This is a genomic window from Marichromatium purpuratum 984, from assembly GCF_000224005.2.
Lineage (GTDB): Bacteria > Pseudomonadota > Gammaproteobacteria > Chromatiales > Chromatiaceae > Marichromatium > Marichromatium purpuratum.
The window spans coordinates 1126043-1142401 of record NZ_CP007031.1 but is presented as its reverse complement, the minus strand read 5'-3'; the positions used below and the strand labels follow the sequence as shown (position 1 = coordinate 1142401).

The following is a 16359-nucleotide window of genomic DNA, read 5'->3' as shown; positions in this document are numbered from 1 at the left end:
CGCTCACTCGTGGCCGCGCGCGCGGGTGTCGTAGAGCCCGTGGATGGTACCGAGGAAGTGGTGGATCAGGATCTCGCGCCTGAAAGTCTCGTCGGCCGGCGCGGTGGCCAGCGCCAGCAGCCAGCGACCGACCGCGCGCGCGAGCTGCGGCAGCACATAGAGCGGCACGCCGAGCAATCGACGACGCCCGGGCAGGCCCCGCGCCTGGGCGAGGTTGCGACTGTTCTGGTAGCGCCAGCGGCGGAAATAGCGCCGCTCGAGACGGAAGGCCTCGACCTTGTGATGGACCCGCGCACGCGGCAGCCACACTACCCGCATCCCGGCGGCCAGCACCCGCTCGAACAGCTCGCCGTCCTCACCGCTGGCGAGCACCGCACCCTTGCGACCGCGGTTCACGTCGAACCCGCCGACGCGCTCGAACACCGCGCGGCGGAAGGCCATGTTGGCGCCATAGGGGGGCGAGTCGCCGGGGGTGAAGACGAAGGGGCCTCGCTCGTCCATGCGCACCGCGAGGAAGCCGTGGAAACGCGCGCTCAGCCAGGGCGGCGGCGGGCGCTCCCAGATCGGCGCGATATAGCCGCCGCAGGCGTCCGCCCGCTCGCGCTCGAGCCCGTCGAGCACCTGCTCGAGCCAGTCGGGCTCGGGCAGCACATCATCGTCGGTGAACAGCAGCACCTCGCCCCGGGCGCTGGCGATGCCCTGGTTGCGCGCATGGGAGAGCCCCTGACGCAGCTCGCTGACCGCACGCAGCCGCGACCAGCCCGCTGCGCGCGCGCGCAGCAACGCGGCGGTGTGGTCGGCGGAGTTGTTGTCGACCACCACCACCTCCCAGTCGCACCCCGGCGGCGTACGCAGTGCCGCCAGGGCGTCGAGGGTCTCGGCCAGGGAGTCGGCGCGGTTGTAGGTACAGACGATGATCGAGGCGTCCATGATCAGACCTTGCCGAGTAGACGGCGCAGATAGTAGCGAACCAGGGGCATCAGCCCGCCGTCGTTGGTGCCGAGGCGGATCTTGCGCAGTAGCATCCGCGGGCTGTCGTCGCCGTGGACATCGATGCGCCGCAGCCTCCAGCGATCCTCGCCGCGACGGTTGAAACCGCTGCGGGTGGAGAAGGCGAGACAATAGCCGGCGGCGCGCGCGGCCTCGGCGACCCGCTCGTCGACTGCGCCGAAGGGATAGGCGAGCGCCTCGACCGGCTCGTCGAGCAGGGTCTCGAGCCGCGCGCGCGAGCCCGTCAGCTCCTCGGCGAGCGCCGTCGCGTCGAGCGCGGTGAGCCGCGGATGGGTGCGCGAGTGCGACTGGAAGCTCACCCCGTGGGCACGCAGCGTGGCGATCATCGCGGCATCGAGCAGTGGATAGACTGGCCGCGCCTCATCATCCGTCGCCCAGCGGCTCTCGCCGCCGATCCAGTCGCTGACCAGGAACACCACGCCGGGCCAGTCGAGTTCGCGCAGCACCGGCAGGACATGGTGATGGAGGTCGCGATAGCCGTCATCGAAGGTCAGCAGGAAATCCCCCGGCTCGAGCCGCGCCTCGCCCGCCAGCCAGGCGGTGAAGTGCTCCAGGGTGACGGCATGGAAACCGGCGCGGGCCAGCGCGCGCAGCTGCGCGGCAAAGCGCGCCGGGGGGACGCAGAATCGCGACCCGGGCAGATCGACCCGGTGATACATCAATACCGGGCAACGCCCGGCCCCTGCGCTCACGACTCACCCCCGGGCGCCGGCTGCCCCCGGTCACGCGCCCCGATCAGGGCGCGATAAAGCGAACCGGGCAGTAGCGCGCCGAGGGCATGGACAATATCACCGCGCCCCAGCGCGCCGACCCGCAAGGCATGGCGGAACAGCCGCTGTGCCGAGACCAGATCGCGCCGCCACAGTGCGCGATAGGCCTGGTCGCGCAACTGACCGTCGATCAGCGCGCGCAACCGGCGCGCCGGGATCCAGTCGAGCAGCCCCGGGTGCTCGGCGACGAAGCGTCGCTGAACCTCCCAGGCATCGAGCACCTGACGCCACTTCACCGCGGAGATCTGGCCGCTGTCGTGCCAGCGATAGAAGGCGAGCACCTCGGGTACCCGCACCACTCGGTCGGTGAGTCCCAGCAGACGCAGCCACAGGTCGTAGTCCATCGCGGTACGACGGCGCTCGGAGAAACCGCCGACCCCCTGCACCAGCGCGCTCCGCACCAGCACGCCATGGATCGGCCAGGGACAGCTGCGCACCGCGTGCTCGAGCAGCGCGCGACGATCGCGCTCGGGCGGCACATGGGGCGCGGCGCGTATCCCCTCACCGACGTTCTGCCAGCCGCAGTAGGCAATATCCGCCTCGGCCTCGCGCAGCGCGCGATGGAGCCGCTCCAGGGTCTCCGGCAGCCACCAGTCATCGGCGTCGAGAAAGGCCAGATAACGCCCCTCGGCATGACGCAGGGCGAGATTGCGCGCCACATAGGGCCCGCGATTGGGTTGGCGCAGCAACCGGATGCGCGCCCCATAGCCCTCGAGGATGCGCAGCGAGTCATCGCTCGAGCCGTCGTCGACCACGATCAGCTCCACCGCCGGGTGGGTCTGGGCGAGCACGCTGTCGACCGCCTCGGCGACGAAGCGCGCGCAATTGTAGCAGGGCATGATCACGGAGATGCCGTCAGGCGCGTTCGGCTGCATCGCTCGGGGCTCCAGGGTCGGGGTTCAGGTCGCGGACGGCGCCGCGAGCTCCTCGCGGATCACCTCAAGCCAGCCGGTACCGAAGCGCTGGTCGGGTTCCACGTGGTTGCCCTCGGCCCATTCGTTCCAGGCCTTGAGGAAGACGATGCGTTCCTCTGGCGGATGCTCGGCGACCCGCGCGATGGCCTCGCGCAGGTGCGGGCGGAAACGCTCCGGGGTCGCCCCGTGGAGCACCAGACCGCGCATGCCGGAGCGCGGCGTGTTGTCCCAGTTTGGCAGCACTAGCGGATAGTCGCGCCAGGGCGCAGGACGGCTGCGCAGCAGGCTCGGGCGCATCTCCTCGTAGTCCCAGATGGTCAGCTGGTGACGGTTGCCGCGCAGCGCCAGACGCAGCTTGAGTCCGAGATAGCGCCGCGGGATGCGCCCGTCGCGCTGCGGCAGCACCTGCATGGTCGAGGCGTCGAGCCCGCGCTCGCGCGGGTCCCAGCGCTCGCTGCGGTGCGACACCCCGATCAGGTGCAGCCCGGGCAGCCCGGCGCGCTCGGCACGCTGGCGCCAGAAGGCGATCACCGCGGCGACGTCGGGGATCAGGTCGGGCTTGTAGATGACGAAGATCGGCTTGCCGTCGACCTTGAGATAGCGCGGATCGGTGAAGGCGCGCAACAGCCAGTCGAAGTGCGCGGCATGGTCGTCCCAGCCGGGATAGACCTGCTCGATCAGGGTCGAGTCGGTGCCCTGCCAGGCGGTGTTCCAGCTGTGGTTCGCCCAGCACAGACAGAAGGGGAAGTCGGGCTCGCCGGAGGCGAGGATGGCCTCGACCGGGCGCTCGAGGATACGCCGTCCACCGAACCAGTAGTGGTAGTAGCAGAAGCCCTCGATACCGTGGGCGCGAGCGAGATCGGCCTGGGCCTGGCGCGCCTCGGGCAGACGCAGGTCGTAGAAGCCGAGGTCGGCGGGCACGTGCGGCTGGTAGTGGCCGGGGTAGAGCCGCTCGGCGCGGGCGACATTGGTCCACTCGGTGAACCCCTTGCCCCACCAGACGTCGTTCTCCGGGGTCGGGTGGAACTGCGGCAGATGGAAGGCGATCATCCGCGCCTTCATCGCGCCCGCCCCCGGCATCGCTCGGTGCTGCTTGCTGGCCTCATCGACATCGACTCCTTGGCGCCCGTCACCACGGGCGCGGATTGCGGGTCGCGCGGCACACGCCGACACGACGACTCATGCCCCGCCCACCTGTCCGGCGCGCTCGAGGATCGCGCGCCAGGCGCCGAGCACCTCGGCGCCCTCACGCTCCGGGGCGTAGTGCGCATGGATGAACTCGGAGGCCGCGCGCCCCTTGGCGGCGAAGGTCTCGGGGTCGCGGTCGAGCCCCTCGATCACCCGCTCGACGGTGCGGGCGAAGCCGAGGATGTCGCCCTGCTCGATCGGATAGGAGAACTCGGGGCGGAAGAACTCGCGCCCGCCGCCGCCGTGGAACCCGACCACCACGCAGCCACAGGCCATCGCCTCGGCCGCCGGCAGACCGAAGCCCTCGGGGTAGCCGAAACTCAGGAACAGCGCCGAGTCCTGGTAGATCCGCGCCACCTCCTGCTGCGGCCGGTTGATGAAGGGCACCACCTCGAAACCGCGCAGCGCGTCGCGGAACTTGAGGATGTTGATCACCTGCATCGCGTCGGCGCGGTTCTTGATGCAGGAGAAGCAGAGCTGGCGTCGCTTCTCGCCGCGATAAGCGAAGCGCTCAGGATCGATCGAGAGGCGGAAGCGGTGCAGCGCAAGCGCGGGGAAGGCGTGGCGGAGATAGTCCTCGCCGTCCTCCGAGTTGACCAGGGTCGCCAGCACGTCGGGGTGCTGGTAGGGGGTGATGCGCCGCCCCGGATCGAGCGAATAACCGTTGAAGGTGAGATAGCAGTTCTGGTTGAGCACCACCTTGGGGATGCCGCGCCCCTGGGCGGCGGCCAGGTCCGGGCCGTAGATCTCCGGCACCACCAGGATGTCCCCGGCGCCGATCCTGGCGGCGCGCCCGCCACGGATCGGCAGCTCGATCACCGCCTCCGGGAGCAGCCGACGGCGCAGCCGCGCCAGCAGGCGCTCGACGCGGGTCTCGCGCCAATAGACGATGGCGGTGTCGTTGTCGAACCAGTCGGTGCGAAAGCCCGGGGTGCGATGCACCACGTAGGCCGGGATGCCGTGGGCGTTGAGGATGTCGACATGGCGATAGATCACCCGCACGCCACCGACCGGGTGGCGGTGCTCAGGACAGAGATAGTAGATGGCCATGTGGGTCCACGAGGTCGTCCGCGCCGCGGCCGTGCCGCGGCGCCTGGATGGCAAGGGAGTGCCCCGCGCAGCGCCGCTCGGGGCGCGCGTAGGATGGGTGCCGGGTGATGATGATCTGAGGGGCCTGCATGGCTCAGATCACGTCGGCGAAGCGCGACTCGGCGCGCTTGAACAGCCGGTAGGAGAGCGGCAACAGCAGCGCCGTCAGCAGCATGCCCGGCCACAGGCTGGCGAGGTCGGGGGCCTGGCCGTGGAGCATGGTGCGCTGGAAGGCGTCGATGATCCCGGCCAGCGGATTGAGGGTGTAGATCAGATAGAGCCAGTCCGACCAGGCCCCGGCGGCCTGGTCCTCGAGCAGACGCTGCTTGACCAGCGACAGCGGATAGATCACCGGCGAGAGATACATCGCGATCTGCAGCAACACCGGCAGCGCCACCCCGATGTCGCGGTAGTAGACGTTGATCGCCGAGCCGACCAGGCTGATGATCAGCGCCGCGAGCAGGGTATAGGCGATGATCAGCGGCACCCACAGCACCTGCCAGGTCGGGGCCATCTGGTAGTAGGCCATCAGCGCGGCGAGGATGGCGAAGCTGATCAGCAGCTCGATGAGCTTGGTCAGGGTCGCGGTGATCGGGAAGATCTCGCGCGGGAAGTAGATCTTGCGGATCAGCGCGGCGTTGCCGACCACGCTGTTGACCCCCTCGGAGGCCGACTCCTGGAACAGGATCCAGGGCATCAGCGCGGCGAAGGCGAGCACCGGATAGGGGATACCGCCGGTCTCGATGCCGACGAACCCCTTGACCACGCTGAAGATCAGCATCAGCAGCAACGGCTTGAGCACCGCCCACACCAGGCCGAGATAGGCCTGCTTGTAGCGCACGATGACGTTCTTCCAGGCGAGGGTCAGCATCAGCTCGCGATAGGCGTAGAGTTCGCGCCATACCGACACCCGTGCCGGCCCTCCAGGATGCCCCGCCGTCTCGCTCATGGCAGCTCCAGCATCTGCGCCAGCGCCTTCTGCCCCTGGGCCTCGGCATAGAGCGCCGAGGTCGGTGGCCAGCGCTTGAGCACATAGTCGAATTCGTTGATCGCCTGATTGATCAGATAGCGCCGCTTGCGCTGCTCGAAGGTCTGGTTGACCCGGTTGATGTAGACCAGCCCGGTGCAGTAATGATGGATGTGCAGATAGGTCTCCTTGCCGAGCGCCGCGCTCCACTGCTCCATCGCCGCGCGATCGCGGCTGAGCCGCGCCTGACAGTAAGGCGGCAGCATCGCGATCTCCAGCGCCGTCGGCTCAGCAGCGCGCGCCGGGGACGGCGCCAGCAGCACGGCGCCGAGCAACAGCAACCCCGCGCCGAGCAGCGCCGCGGCCCGCCCCCGACTCGTCTCGCTCACCTGATCGATCCTCTTCATGACATCCTCACTGTTCACTGGACGCGGCGGCCTCGAACCAACGAACCCGCGCCGGCAACGCCGGCAGCGGCGCGCGCGCCAGGCGGCGCGCCAGCGCGCGCTCGGCCCTCCAGCTGCGATCGCGCACCTGATAGAGCCGCCCCCGCCCCGGCTGCACCGCCCCCGGCAGGGTGCCGGCGCGCCAGCGCGAGAGCGCCTCGCAATAGACCTCGGCGCTGTCGCGCACCCCGCGCCAGAACAGCGTCAGCTCGTCGTCGTCGGGACGGACCTCGGGGCTGACATGGGCGATCAGCCGTCCGGTGTCGATCCCCTGGTCGATGAAGTGCAGGGTACAGCCGACCTGCTCGGGCTCGCCGTTGTGCAGCGCCCAGAAGGTACAGTCGGCGCCGCGATACTCCGGCGAGAGCCCGCCGTGGAGGTTGATCAGCGGGTAGCGCTCGAGCAGCGGGCCACGGATCAGGCTGGTGCCGAAGACACAGATCAGCTCGGGCGCCAGCCGCTCGGCGAGCGCGAGCAGCGCCGGGTCGCTGACGCTCGGCACCTCGTGCGCCAGCTCGGGCCGCGCGAGCGCCGGGGTGGCCTCGCCGAAGAAGAAGCGTGCCTCGGGGTTGCCGCTGTAACGACGACGATCGCGCAGCCAGCGCCACGCCTTGCGTCCGGCCACCGCCGGGCGCAGGTTGCGCAGCAGCTTCTCGCGCGTCCACTGGGTCGGCGCCTCGTGGACCACGGCGCAGACCTCGGCGCAGGCGCACAGCCGGTTGGCCAGATGGAGGTGGCGCGGCGAGCGCCCGCAGAGCACCATGACGCGCGGCCCGCTCATGCCCCGGCCTCCAGCGACGCGCGCTCGGGCAGCGGCGGCACGACCTCGTCGGAGCAGGCCATGATCAGCGCGTCGGCGAGGAACTTGGTCGCCCAGTTGGGGTACTCGAAGCGCGAATAGCGCCCCCAGATCGGCAGCGAGCCGGCCAGCGCGCCGTCATCCGGTGCGCCGTCGCCGCGCAGACGCTGGTTGCGCGCGAGGAACCCCAGCGAGCGCTCGATCGGGTCGCGCCACGCGCCGACGACCCCGAGCTGCTCGAGCCGCTGCCAGTTGAGCACGATCTGCGCAACCCCGGTCAGACAGCTGTAGCGCGCCGCCGGTCGCCAGTCCTCGGCGAAGGCGCCGGCGATCCAGCCATCGGCGCGCTGCGCCCGCACCAGCGCCCGTGCCGCACAGGCCGCCGACTCGACCAGCTCGGGGGCGTCGGCGAGCACCCCGCCCTCGAGCAGGCCGCGCATGGCATAGGCGATGTTGTGGATGAAGGGCGCCTCGCCGCGCCGGAAGGCGTTCTCGCGCCACCAGCCACTAGGGGTCGCCTGCGAGCGCGCCCAGTGCAGGTTGGCCAGCGCCGCATCGACCAGCCCCGGCTCGCCGCTGGCCAGCCCGGTGCGCAGCAGCGCCCAGGCGGCGCGGGTGTTGTAGACGTGGGGGATGGCGTTGTGCACGCTGCGCCGCCAGCAGCCATCGGGGTCCTGACGCGCGACCATCCAGTGCGCCGCGCGCACCGCCGCGGCGAGACAGTCGTCACGACCGAGCTGCTGATGACCGGCGAGCAGGCCGTGCATGATCTGTCCGGTGTTGAAGATCACCGGGGTGCTGCCGGGCTCGCCGAAGTGTCCGGGGAAGGCGCCGTCGGGCAGCTGCAGCCCCAGCTCCCAGTCAAGGATGCGCCCGGCGCGCGCGGTCAGCTCGGGGCGATCGAGCACCCGCGCGGCGGCGAGCAGGGTCTCGACGATATAGCCGCTGGTCTCGGGATAGCTCGGCAGCCAGCCGTCCTCGAAGCTCCACCCGGCCGAGACCCCGCCGGCATCGGCGCACCCGTCGCGTCGGTCCTGGGCGCGGCACAGCCAGTCGATCGCCGCGCTCAGGTGCGCGCGCCGATCGCCCGGGGACTGGGCGGCGGGGCGCAGCAGATCGGCGGCGATCAGGCGCAGATGGGTCGGGCGCCACAACCGGTAACGCCTGGGCAGCCCCAGCAGGGTGAGCAGGGACGGACCCTGCGGACGGGACGTCATCGACTGGACTCCTCCTTCTCCTCGGCCCCACCGAGCGGCGGCGAGACCCGACTGACGACATAGCGATGCTTGCCCGAGGCCTCGGGGGCGATCGCTGCGACCTGCTCGATATCGACCCGCACCGTCGCGCCGAGCCGCTCGGCGAAGGCGGCGAGGATGGTCTGGCGCGAGGCCTCGCGCCAGCGCGCGTTGGTCACCAGCTGGACCTCGACGACATCGAGCGCGTGCTGGATGACCTTGAACTCGGCCACCCCCTCGACCGCGCGCAGGATGTAGATCACCGCCAGGGCGTGCATCACCGTGCCGTCGGGCTTGACCACGAAGTCGGTCGAGCGTCCCAGCACCGCGTCGATGACGTGCAGTCCGCGCCCGGCGCGACAGGGCTCGGTGCTCAGCCGCACCCGGTCGCCGGTGCGGTAGCGGATGAAGGGCTGGGCCTCGGAGCAGAGCCCGGTGATCACCGCCTCACCCGCCTCGCCCGGGGCCACCGCGCGCCCGGCGTCGTCGAGCACCTCGAGGATCAGCCCCTCGCTCAACAGCAACAGCTGACCGGCGGGCGTCTGGTGCGCGGTGAAGCCGATATCGCGACTTCCGAACTCGTTGGCCACGGGCACGCCGAACACATCGCGTATGATATCACGCTGATGCGGATAGAGCGGCTCACCGGTGGCACAGACCACCCGCAGGGCGCGCAACCGGGGGATGCGACGCCGCGCCCGGGCATGCTCGGCGAGCAGCGCCAGGCTGCTGGCATAGCCGTAGATACAGGCCGGGTCGAAGCGTTCGAGCGCGCCGAGATAACGGTCCATGTTGGCCGTCGACATGGCGAAGGCGTCGAGCACCAGCTGGTTGAGCAGACGATCGCGCAGCTGCTTGACGTGATCGGTGCGCGAGAGTTCGACCGGCGCGCCCCAGAGATAGACCTCGGGGTCGCCGACCTCCACCCCCCACCAGCGTCGCGCCCGCATCCGCCCCGCCGCGTCGGCGGCCTGACGCGCGCGACCGAACACGAAACGCAGCGGCGTACCGCTCGACCCACCGGTGTTGTAGGGTTGAGCCCCGCCCGGCACCTCGGCCCAGCGCATCCGCTCGCCGGCGAGCTGGGCATCGCGCTTGTCCATCGTCGGGATGCGCGCGAGGTCCTCGGGGGCGAGTTCGGTGGCGGCATCGACCGCGCCGAGACCGACCGCCGCCAGCCGCTCGGCGTGCCACGGACAGTGGGCGTTGGCGATGCCGAGCAGCCGTGCGAGCCGGCGCCGCTGCACAGTCTCGATGGCCTCGCGCGACAACCACTGGCTCTGCTCCAGCTCATCGAGCATGGCAAAGGTCGGGCGCCCCAACAGCCGCTCCTGGAGCGGATAGACCAGGCGGCGCGAGAGTGCAGCGGGTGTCTTGATCATCACAGTGTCCGGGTCAGCTCGGCGACCCGCTCCCAGGAGAACGCGGCATGGGCGCGGGCGGCCGCCGCCTCGCCCATGCGCGCGAGCAACAGCGGGTCGCCGAGCAACCGCGCCAACGCGGCGCTCACCGCCTCGGCGTCGGCGCCCTCGACCCTGAGGCCGGTCTCGCCGTCGAGCACCGCCGCACCGGTGCCACCGGCGCGCCCGGCGAGCGCTGGCGTGCCGCAGGCGGCAGCCTCGAGAAAGACCATGCCGAAGCCCTCGGTGTCGCCGTCGATCTCGCGGTTGGGCATGGCGAACAGATCGGCCGCGGCGTACCAGCACGGCAGCGCCTCGGGGGCGACGTGACCGAGCAGATGGACGCGCTCGGCGCAGCCGTGACGCGCGGCGAGCGTCTCCAGATAGTGCTGGTCCTCGCCGATGCCGATCACCGCGTAATGGACGTCGAGCCCCTGCGCGCACAGCGCGGGCAGCGCCTCGATCACCCGATCGAAGCCCTTGCGCCGGCTCAGCCGCCCGACCGAGAGGATCAGCCGCGCGCCCTCGCCGAGCCCCAGCTCGGCGCGCTCCGGGCGGGCGTCGATCGCGGTGTGGAAGCGCGCCAGGTCGACACCGGGATGGATCAGCCGGATGCGCGTCGGGCGCACCCCCAGCTCGAGCAGGCGCTCACGGGTGAAGTCACTGTTGGCCACCACCCGCTCGGCGCGGCGATAGACCCAGCGCATCGCCCACAGCCGGCGCGGATAGCGCGACCAGGTGGTGATCTCCTCGCCGTGGGCGTAGACCACCAGCGGGCGGCGGATCAGTCGCGCCAGCAGCCAGGCAACCAGCCCCTCGGGCAGCACCCGACCGGCATGCACGGCGCTGAAACGCGCGCGCGCGATCGCCGCCAGACCGCCGCGCAACAGCCCCAGATAGCGCGGCAGCGAGGCCGGGCGCAGCCAGCGCGACTCGCGCATCGTCACCCGATGGACGCTGTTGGGCTGGGTGCGGTCGTAGTCCGCGTCGCCCGGCACCCGCGCGGTGACGATATGGGTCCCGGCGCCACCGAGGCGGCGATAGACCTCGGCGAACCACACCGCCGTGCCCCCCTTGGTGGGCATGTACAGCTCGCTCAGTACCAGATAGCGTGCATCCGTCATCCGTGCTCCTCTCCTCGGCGCCACGCGCCCAAGACCGCCAGCAACGCCCAGGCCGGCAGCGCCAGCCCGCTCAACCAGGCGAGCTTGCGCAGCCGGTCGACGCGCGCGGCGCGGCGCAGCCACACCTCGAGCCGGCGCGCGCGATCGCGCACCAGCCACTCCGCGCCCGTCGCCTGTCCAGCGGCGAGCGCCTCGGCGGACATGAAGCGCAGCCCGGGCCAGCGCGCGCGCGCCTGCTCGAGCAGCGTTTCGAGCGCGGCGTAGGCGCTCTCGGCCTGCTCGCCGGTGAAGTTGAACCTGTGGGTCTCGATCAGCGCCGGGCGTCCCAGCGCGAAGTGGCGCGCAAGTTCGTCGCACAGCCGCTCGGGGCGGTGACCGAGAGCGGGCTCGAAATAGAGATCGCGCACCAGATAGCGCACCCCGCCGGCGCCGCGCTCGCCGTTGAGGATGTCGCGATCGCAGCCACCCGGCTGTCCGGCGCGGTCGCGCCCGGTGAGACGCCGTCCCGGGGTGATGATCACCCGCACCCCGGCCTCGGCCCAGGCGCGCTCGACCTGCTCGGTCCAGACGAAGGTCGGCGGCACCGCGACCAACGGACGCGTGCCGAAGCTGGTCTCGAAACAGGCGACCTCCTCGGCCACCGCCGCGCGGATCTCGGCCTCGGGCAGCGGGCGCGAGGGCAGCGTGGTGACATCCGTCCAGCGGCTCTGCAGCGCCGAGGGCAGGCGCTCGGTGTCGCTGCCGGCGGCCGTCTCCAGCCAGTCGCGGACCTCGGCGTCGCGGCGCGCGGCCGTCAGCAGGCTCTGCGGCCAGTAGTGCTCCATGCCGTGGAGCTGGAGCGCGAGCACCCCGCGCGCGCGCCCGGCGAGCAGCACCTCGCGCATCGCCACACCGTCGCTGTCGCACAGCCGCTGACGTCGGTAGCAGCTGATCTCGCCGGCGCGGATCGCGGCGGTGTCGGCGATCGCGAGCACTGCGCCGATGGTCATCACCGCCGCACGCCCCCAGGCGTCGCGATGGCGCGCGAGCAACTCGATGAGACGTTCGAGCGCGGCGACATGGGACGCCGGCCCCGGCCCCCAGTCGTCGCTCTCGATGATCAGCACCGGGGCGGCGAGCATCGGCTCGCGCCACAGCCGCAGCAGACGCCGACGATAGACGAGGAGGATGGCGCACCAGGCGCAGAGCAGCAGCACAACCAGCGTCGACACCAGGCTCATCGGTCCAGCCCCCGTGCCAGTGTCGGCGCGCGCCGGCCGAGCGGTGGCGCACGCGCCGGCCCATCGGGCTCGAGCGCACGGCGCACCAGGATCTTGGTCATCACCACGATCACCACCAGGTGATAGTACATGTCGAAGTACTGCAGCCCGAGGAAGGCGCCGGCGACCATGTAGCCGATCAGGCTGACCTGGATCATCGCCGCGAGATCACGCGCCCACCGAAGTTCGGGCTGGCGCTTGGCGTTGCGGATGATCCAGCTCGCCGAGCGCCAGGTGAGCAACAGCAGCAGCAGGAACAGCCCAAGCCCCACCCAGCCGTGCTCGCCGAGCATACCGAAATAGATGCTGTGCGAGTCGCGCCCGCCCCAGACCACCAGCGCGCGCATGCCGCCACCGATGAAGCGGTGCTGGGCGAGATCGATGGCGTTGTGCCAGGCGCGCACCCGCTCCGAGGCCGACTCGTCCTCCTCCCAGTGCTCGATGGTCTCCATGCGCTGGAACCACTCCTCGGGCATCACGTAGAGCAACACCAGCGCCAGCGGGATCATCGCCAGGATGGCGGCGAACTTCTGTCGCGACTTGAGCAGGAAGAACAGCATCATCGCCGCCAACCCGAGCAACGCGCCGCGCGAATGGGTGCCGACGATGGCGATCAGGGTGAGCACGATACCGACCAGCAGCCCTATCCGCGCCCACACATGCGTCATCTGCGCACGCATGTAATAGAGCAGCGGCACCGTCATGATCATCGCCAGACCGAGCGAGTTGCGATCCTCGATGAAGCTACCCGTCGGGCCGAGCACCGAGTTCGAGCTGCCGCCGGTGAGCACGAAGACCCCGCCCTTGAAGCCGTAGAAACCGATCGAGAGTGCGATCACGTAGATCAGCAACCGCACCCGCTGCGGATCGTTGATCAGCATCAGGGTGACATAGGTCATCAGCATGATCCGCCAGACCTTGTCCCACTGCGGCCAGGCCAGCCAGGGATAGAGCGAGAGCGCCGTGGTCATGAACATCCACAGCACCAGGATCAGCAACACCACGGTCTCGCGCGACCAGGGCAGCGGGTGGCGCTCCTTGGAGGCGATCATCGCGGCGAAGGTCGCCAGCGCCACCATCATCGCGAAGGGCATGGTGGTCGAGAACCCCCAGGCGAGCCGGTGCGGGTTCATGTAGCCGAGCCAGGACCACACCAGGATGCCGACATAGGGGCGCGAGAGGATCACCGGCAACAGGCCGAAGATGATCAGGGTGATGGCGATGTCTCTCACTCGCCGCACCCCTCCCCACCGGCGACCCGGCGATAGAGCGCGAGCCACAGCGGCCGCACCGCCGGCCAGGAGAAGCGCTCGGCCGCACGCTGCCCGGCGGCGACCAGCGCGGCGCGGCGCGCGGGGTCGGCGAGCAGGGCGCAGGCCGCCTCGGCCAGCGCCTCGGGATCACCCGGGGCGACCAGCACGGCATCGACCCCGTCCTCGACCAGATAGGGCAGCCCGCCGACCCGGGTGCTGACCACCGCCACCCCGCTCGCCCAGGCCTCGAGCACCGAGTTGGGGGTGTTGTCGACCCGACTGGGGTTGAGCATCAGGTCGGCCTCGGCATAGAGCGCGGCCATCTCCGCGCGCTCGAGCCGACCGCTGAAGGTCACCGCCGCGGCGATCCCCAGCGCGCGCGCCTCGGCGGCCAGCGCCGCGGCCTCGGGCCCGGTACCGGCGATGGTCAGGCGCGCCGCCGGCCAGCGCGCGCGGATGCGGGCGAAGGCGCGCAGCGCGGTGGTGTTGTCGTAGATCGCCTCGAGGTTGCGGGTGACCACCAGGTGCGGCGCCTCGGGGTGGCGCACAGCGGCGGCGCGCACGGCGAAGCGTTCGAGATCGACGATGTTGGGCACCACCTCGGTCTCCAGGCCGTAGGGCGCAAACACCGCGCGCAGATAGCCCGAGGGCACGGCGATGGCCGCGGCGCGACGCATCAGCGGCACCACCCAGCGCGCCTGGGCGCGCAGGAAGGTCTGTGCCTCGCCGCCGCGATAGTTGATCACCGCCGGCAGCCCGCGGACACGGGCGATCAGCAGCGCCGGGGCGGCGAAGAGGTGCCAGGACCAGCCGGAGTTGGCCATCAGGTGCACCACCCCGCCAGCGCCCATGGCGCGCCACAGCCGCCACAGATAGGGCACCAGGCGGAACAGCGCGCGCACCACCGGCAGCCGTCCGGCCCAGACCGGACGGTAGGGGGCGTTGACCTGCACCAGCTCGACCGCCAGCCCCTCGGCGCGCAGCAGCTCGGCGAGCTGGCGGGTCTGGTTGGCCATGCCGCCGGCCGGCGGCGGCAGCGGCCCGACCAGGACGATGCGCGCGGGACTGTCGGCCCCGGACGGCTCAGTCATGGAGCCGCACGACCCGGTCGGGCTGGGCATCGAGCCACTCCTCGAGCGTCACCAGCACCCACAGCATCTTGCCGAAATAGGTCGCGTGCTCGGCCTCGTGGGCGCGGCGCAGCCGCTCGACATAGCCCGGCTGCAGCCAGCCGCGACGCTGGCTGTCGGCGAGACGATCGGAGACGCGCTCGCGCAGCGGTCCGTGCTCGCGCACCCAGACCCCGAACGGCAGGCCGAAGCCGTGCTTGCTCTTGTCGATGATGGCATCGGGCAGATAGCCCTTGAGCGCGCGCTTGAAGAACCAGCGCAGATAGCCCCGGCGCACCTTCCAGTCGGGCGGCACCTCGCCGGAGAACTCGACCATGGCGTCGTCGATCAGCGGATAGCGCACCTCGACCCCGGCCGCGGCGGCCATCGCCGAGACCTTGCGCAGGTCGTTGTCGGCGAGGGTGAACTTGAGGTCGAGATGGAGCATGCGATTGATATAGCTGTCACTGGCCGCGCGATTGTAGGGATCGCGCAGCAGCGCCGCCGGCGCCTCGGGGTCGATCGCGGCGAGGAAGTCGGCGGTGAACATCTCGGCGAGCGGCTGGCGGTGGACGAAGTTGTAGGACTCCATGCGCTCGGGCAGCGGGATGCGCGCCTGGCGCACATAGCTCTGCAGCTTGCGCCCGCCCCACCAGGCTCCCATCCCCGGCAGCGCGGCGAGCGGGTCGATCAGCCCGCGACGCAGCGGCGCCGGCAGCGCGGCGTAGAGCTCGAAGACGCCCTGCTTGGCGTAGCGCTCGTTGCCGCCGAAGATCTCGTCGCCGCCATCGCCGCCGAGCATCACCCGGTAGCCGTCCGCCGCGGCCAGACGCGCGCAGTGATAGGCCGAGACCGCCGATTCGTTGGCAAAAGGCTCGTCGTAGGTGGTGGCGATCAGCGGGATGGTGGCGAGGACGTCGTCGGGGGTCAGGTAGTACTCGCGCGCGTCGAGCCCGAAGTGGCGGGCGGCGAGCCGCGCGTACTCCATCTCGTCGAAACCCTCGGCGGCGAAACCGATCGAATAGGTGCGCGCCGGCGTGCCCTGCAGCTCGGTGAGCACCCCGGCGACGGTGGAGCTGTCGGTGCCGCCGGAGAGGAAGGCGGCGACCGCGTCCTCGCCCCGGGCACGCGTCATCGACTCGCGCAGCAGCCCGTGGAAACGCGCGCGCTGCGCGGCGAAGTCGTGGCGGGGCGCGTCGCGATAGGCCAGACGCCAGTAGAAGCCGCGCGCCACCCCGCCACAGGCGTCGATCTCGACCCACTCGGCCGGCAGCAGCTTCTCGACACCGTGGAACACCGTCCCCGGCGCCGGCACCTGGTAGAAGTAGAGATAGTGAAACAGCCCCTGGGGCGAGAGCGCGGCGGCCACCTCGGGGTGGGCGGCGACCCGGTCGGCGCGGGTGGCGAAGACGGCGCCCCGAGGCCCGACGGCGAAGGCCAGGGAATGGATACCGAGCCGATCGATCGCCAGGGTCAGGGTGCGGCGGCGGCGATCGAGCACGGCCAGCGCGAAGGGGCCGTGCAGCTCACCGAGCAGCGCCCTGCCCCGCTCCTGCCAGCGCGCGAGCAGCGCGCGCGCGGTGACCGGAGCGGAATCATGCGCACTGCGTGGACGACCGACGATCAGCACAAGCAGGCCGTCCGACTCGGCCAGATCGGCCCCGGATCGACCCGCAAACCCACCCTCGGCAACACAGCGCTGCGCCACCTCGGCGGCACTGCCCTCGAGCATGGCTGCAAGACATCCCTGAATCTCCGCCACCGGCCGTTGCTCGGCCGGCATCCAACCGCAACA

15 protein-coding genes are annotated in these 16359 nt (G+C 70.9%); all 15 read right to left on the bottom strand.

Going from position 1 to position 16359, the window contains the following annotated elements:
* Window positions 1-3: 3 nt before the first annotated feature.
* Window positions 4-930, bottom strand: a complete 927-nt coding sequence (locus MARPU_RS05225; RefSeq protein ID WP_005220497.1) for a glycosyltransferase — start codon at window positions 928-930, stop codon at window positions 4-6.
* A 2-nt stretch (window positions 931-932) separates the two neighbouring features.
* The gene (locus MARPU_RS05220) at window positions 933-1703 is read right to left on the bottom strand and encodes a polysaccharide deacetylase family protein (RefSeq protein WP_043762492.1); all 771 of its coding nucleotides are present in this window, start codon (window positions 1701-1703) and stop codon (window positions 933-935) included.
* Window positions 1700-2656 (bottom strand): glycosyltransferase, encoded by a 957-nt coding sequence (locus MARPU_RS05215; protein ID WP_005220495.1) that lies wholly within the window; start codon window positions 2654-2656, stop codon window positions 1700-1702. Before MARPU_RS05215 ends, MARPU_RS05220 begins: the two co-directional genes overlap by 4 nt.
* A 24-nt stretch (window positions 2657-2680) precedes the next feature.
* The gene (locus tag MARPU_RS05210; protein WP_025275120.1) at window positions 2681-3775 is read right to left on the bottom strand and encodes a glycosyltransferase WbsX family protein; all 1095 of its coding nucleotides are present in this window, start codon (window positions 3773-3775) and stop codon (window positions 2681-2683) included.
* Between the two features lie 99 nt (window positions 3776-3874).
* Complete coding sequence (locus MARPU_RS05205) at window positions 3875-4933, bottom strand: glycosyltransferase (protein WP_005220493.1); 1059 nt, start codon at window positions 4931-4933, stop codon at window positions 3875-3877.
* A gap of 133 nt (window positions 4934-5066) precedes the next feature.
* Window positions 5067-5921: an ABC transporter permease gene (locus MARPU_RS05200; RefSeq protein WP_005220492.1), complete on the bottom strand. Its 855-nt coding sequence runs from the start codon at window positions 5919-5921 to the stop codon at window positions 5067-5069.
* The gene (locus MARPU_RS05195) at window positions 5918-6346 is read right to left on the bottom strand and encodes a hypothetical protein (RefSeq protein ID WP_005220491.1); all 429 of its coding nucleotides are present in this window, start codon (window positions 6344-6346) and stop codon (window positions 5918-5920) included. Before MARPU_RS05195 ends, MARPU_RS05200 begins: the two co-directional genes overlap by 4 nt.
* 7 nt (window positions 6347-6353) lie before the next feature.
* Window positions 6354-7166 (bottom strand): formyl transferase, encoded by an 813-nt coding sequence (locus MARPU_RS05190; protein WP_005220490.1) that lies wholly within the window; start codon window positions 7164-7166, stop codon window positions 6354-6356.
* On the bottom strand, window positions 7163-8401 hold the full coding sequence (locus MARPU_RS05185) for a prenyltransferase/squalene oxidase repeat-containing protein (RefSeq protein ID WP_005220489.1): 1239 nt from the start codon (window positions 8399-8401) through the stop codon (window positions 7163-7165). The genes MARPU_RS05190 and MARPU_RS05185 overlap by 4 nt, the downstream gene beginning before the upstream one ends.
* Complete coding sequence (locus tag MARPU_RS05180) at window positions 8398-9801, bottom strand: phenylacetate--CoA ligase family protein (RefSeq protein ID WP_005220487.1); 1404 nt, start codon at window positions 9799-9801, stop codon at window positions 8398-8400. Before MARPU_RS05180 ends, MARPU_RS05185 begins: the two co-directional genes overlap by 4 nt.
* Entirely contained in the window at window positions 9801-10943 is a 1143-nt protein-coding gene (locus tag MARPU_RS05175) for a glycosyltransferase family 4 protein (RefSeq protein ID WP_005220485.1), read from the bottom strand. Before MARPU_RS05175 ends, MARPU_RS05180 begins: the two co-directional genes overlap by 1 nt.
* Window positions 10940-12163 (bottom strand): hypothetical protein, encoded by a 1224-nt coding sequence (locus MARPU_RS05170; RefSeq protein ID WP_005220480.1) that lies wholly within the window; start codon window positions 12161-12163, stop codon window positions 10940-10942. Before MARPU_RS05170 ends, MARPU_RS05175 begins: the two co-directional genes overlap by 4 nt.
* Window positions 12160-13434 carry a putative O-glycosylation ligase, exosortase A system-associated gene (locus MARPU_RS05165; protein ID WP_005220478.1) on the bottom strand — a complete coding sequence of 425 codons (1275 nt, stop codon included), beginning with the start codon at window positions 13432-13434 and terminating at the stop codon, window positions 12160-12162. Before MARPU_RS05165 ends, MARPU_RS05170 begins: the two co-directional genes overlap by 4 nt.
* Window positions 13431-14546, bottom strand: coding sequence for a glycosyltransferase family 4 protein (locus MARPU_RS05160; RefSeq protein WP_043762488.1), 1116 nt, complete (start codon window positions 14544-14546; stop codon window positions 13431-13433). The genes MARPU_RS05165 and MARPU_RS05160 overlap by 4 nt, the downstream gene beginning before the upstream one ends.
* Entirely contained in the window at window positions 14539-16296 is a 1758-nt protein-coding gene (locus MARPU_RS05155; RefSeq protein WP_043762486.1) for an asparagine synthetase B family protein, read from the bottom strand. The genes MARPU_RS05160 and MARPU_RS05155 overlap by 8 nt, the downstream gene beginning before the upstream one ends.
* Window positions 16297-16359 lie beyond the last annotated feature (63 nt).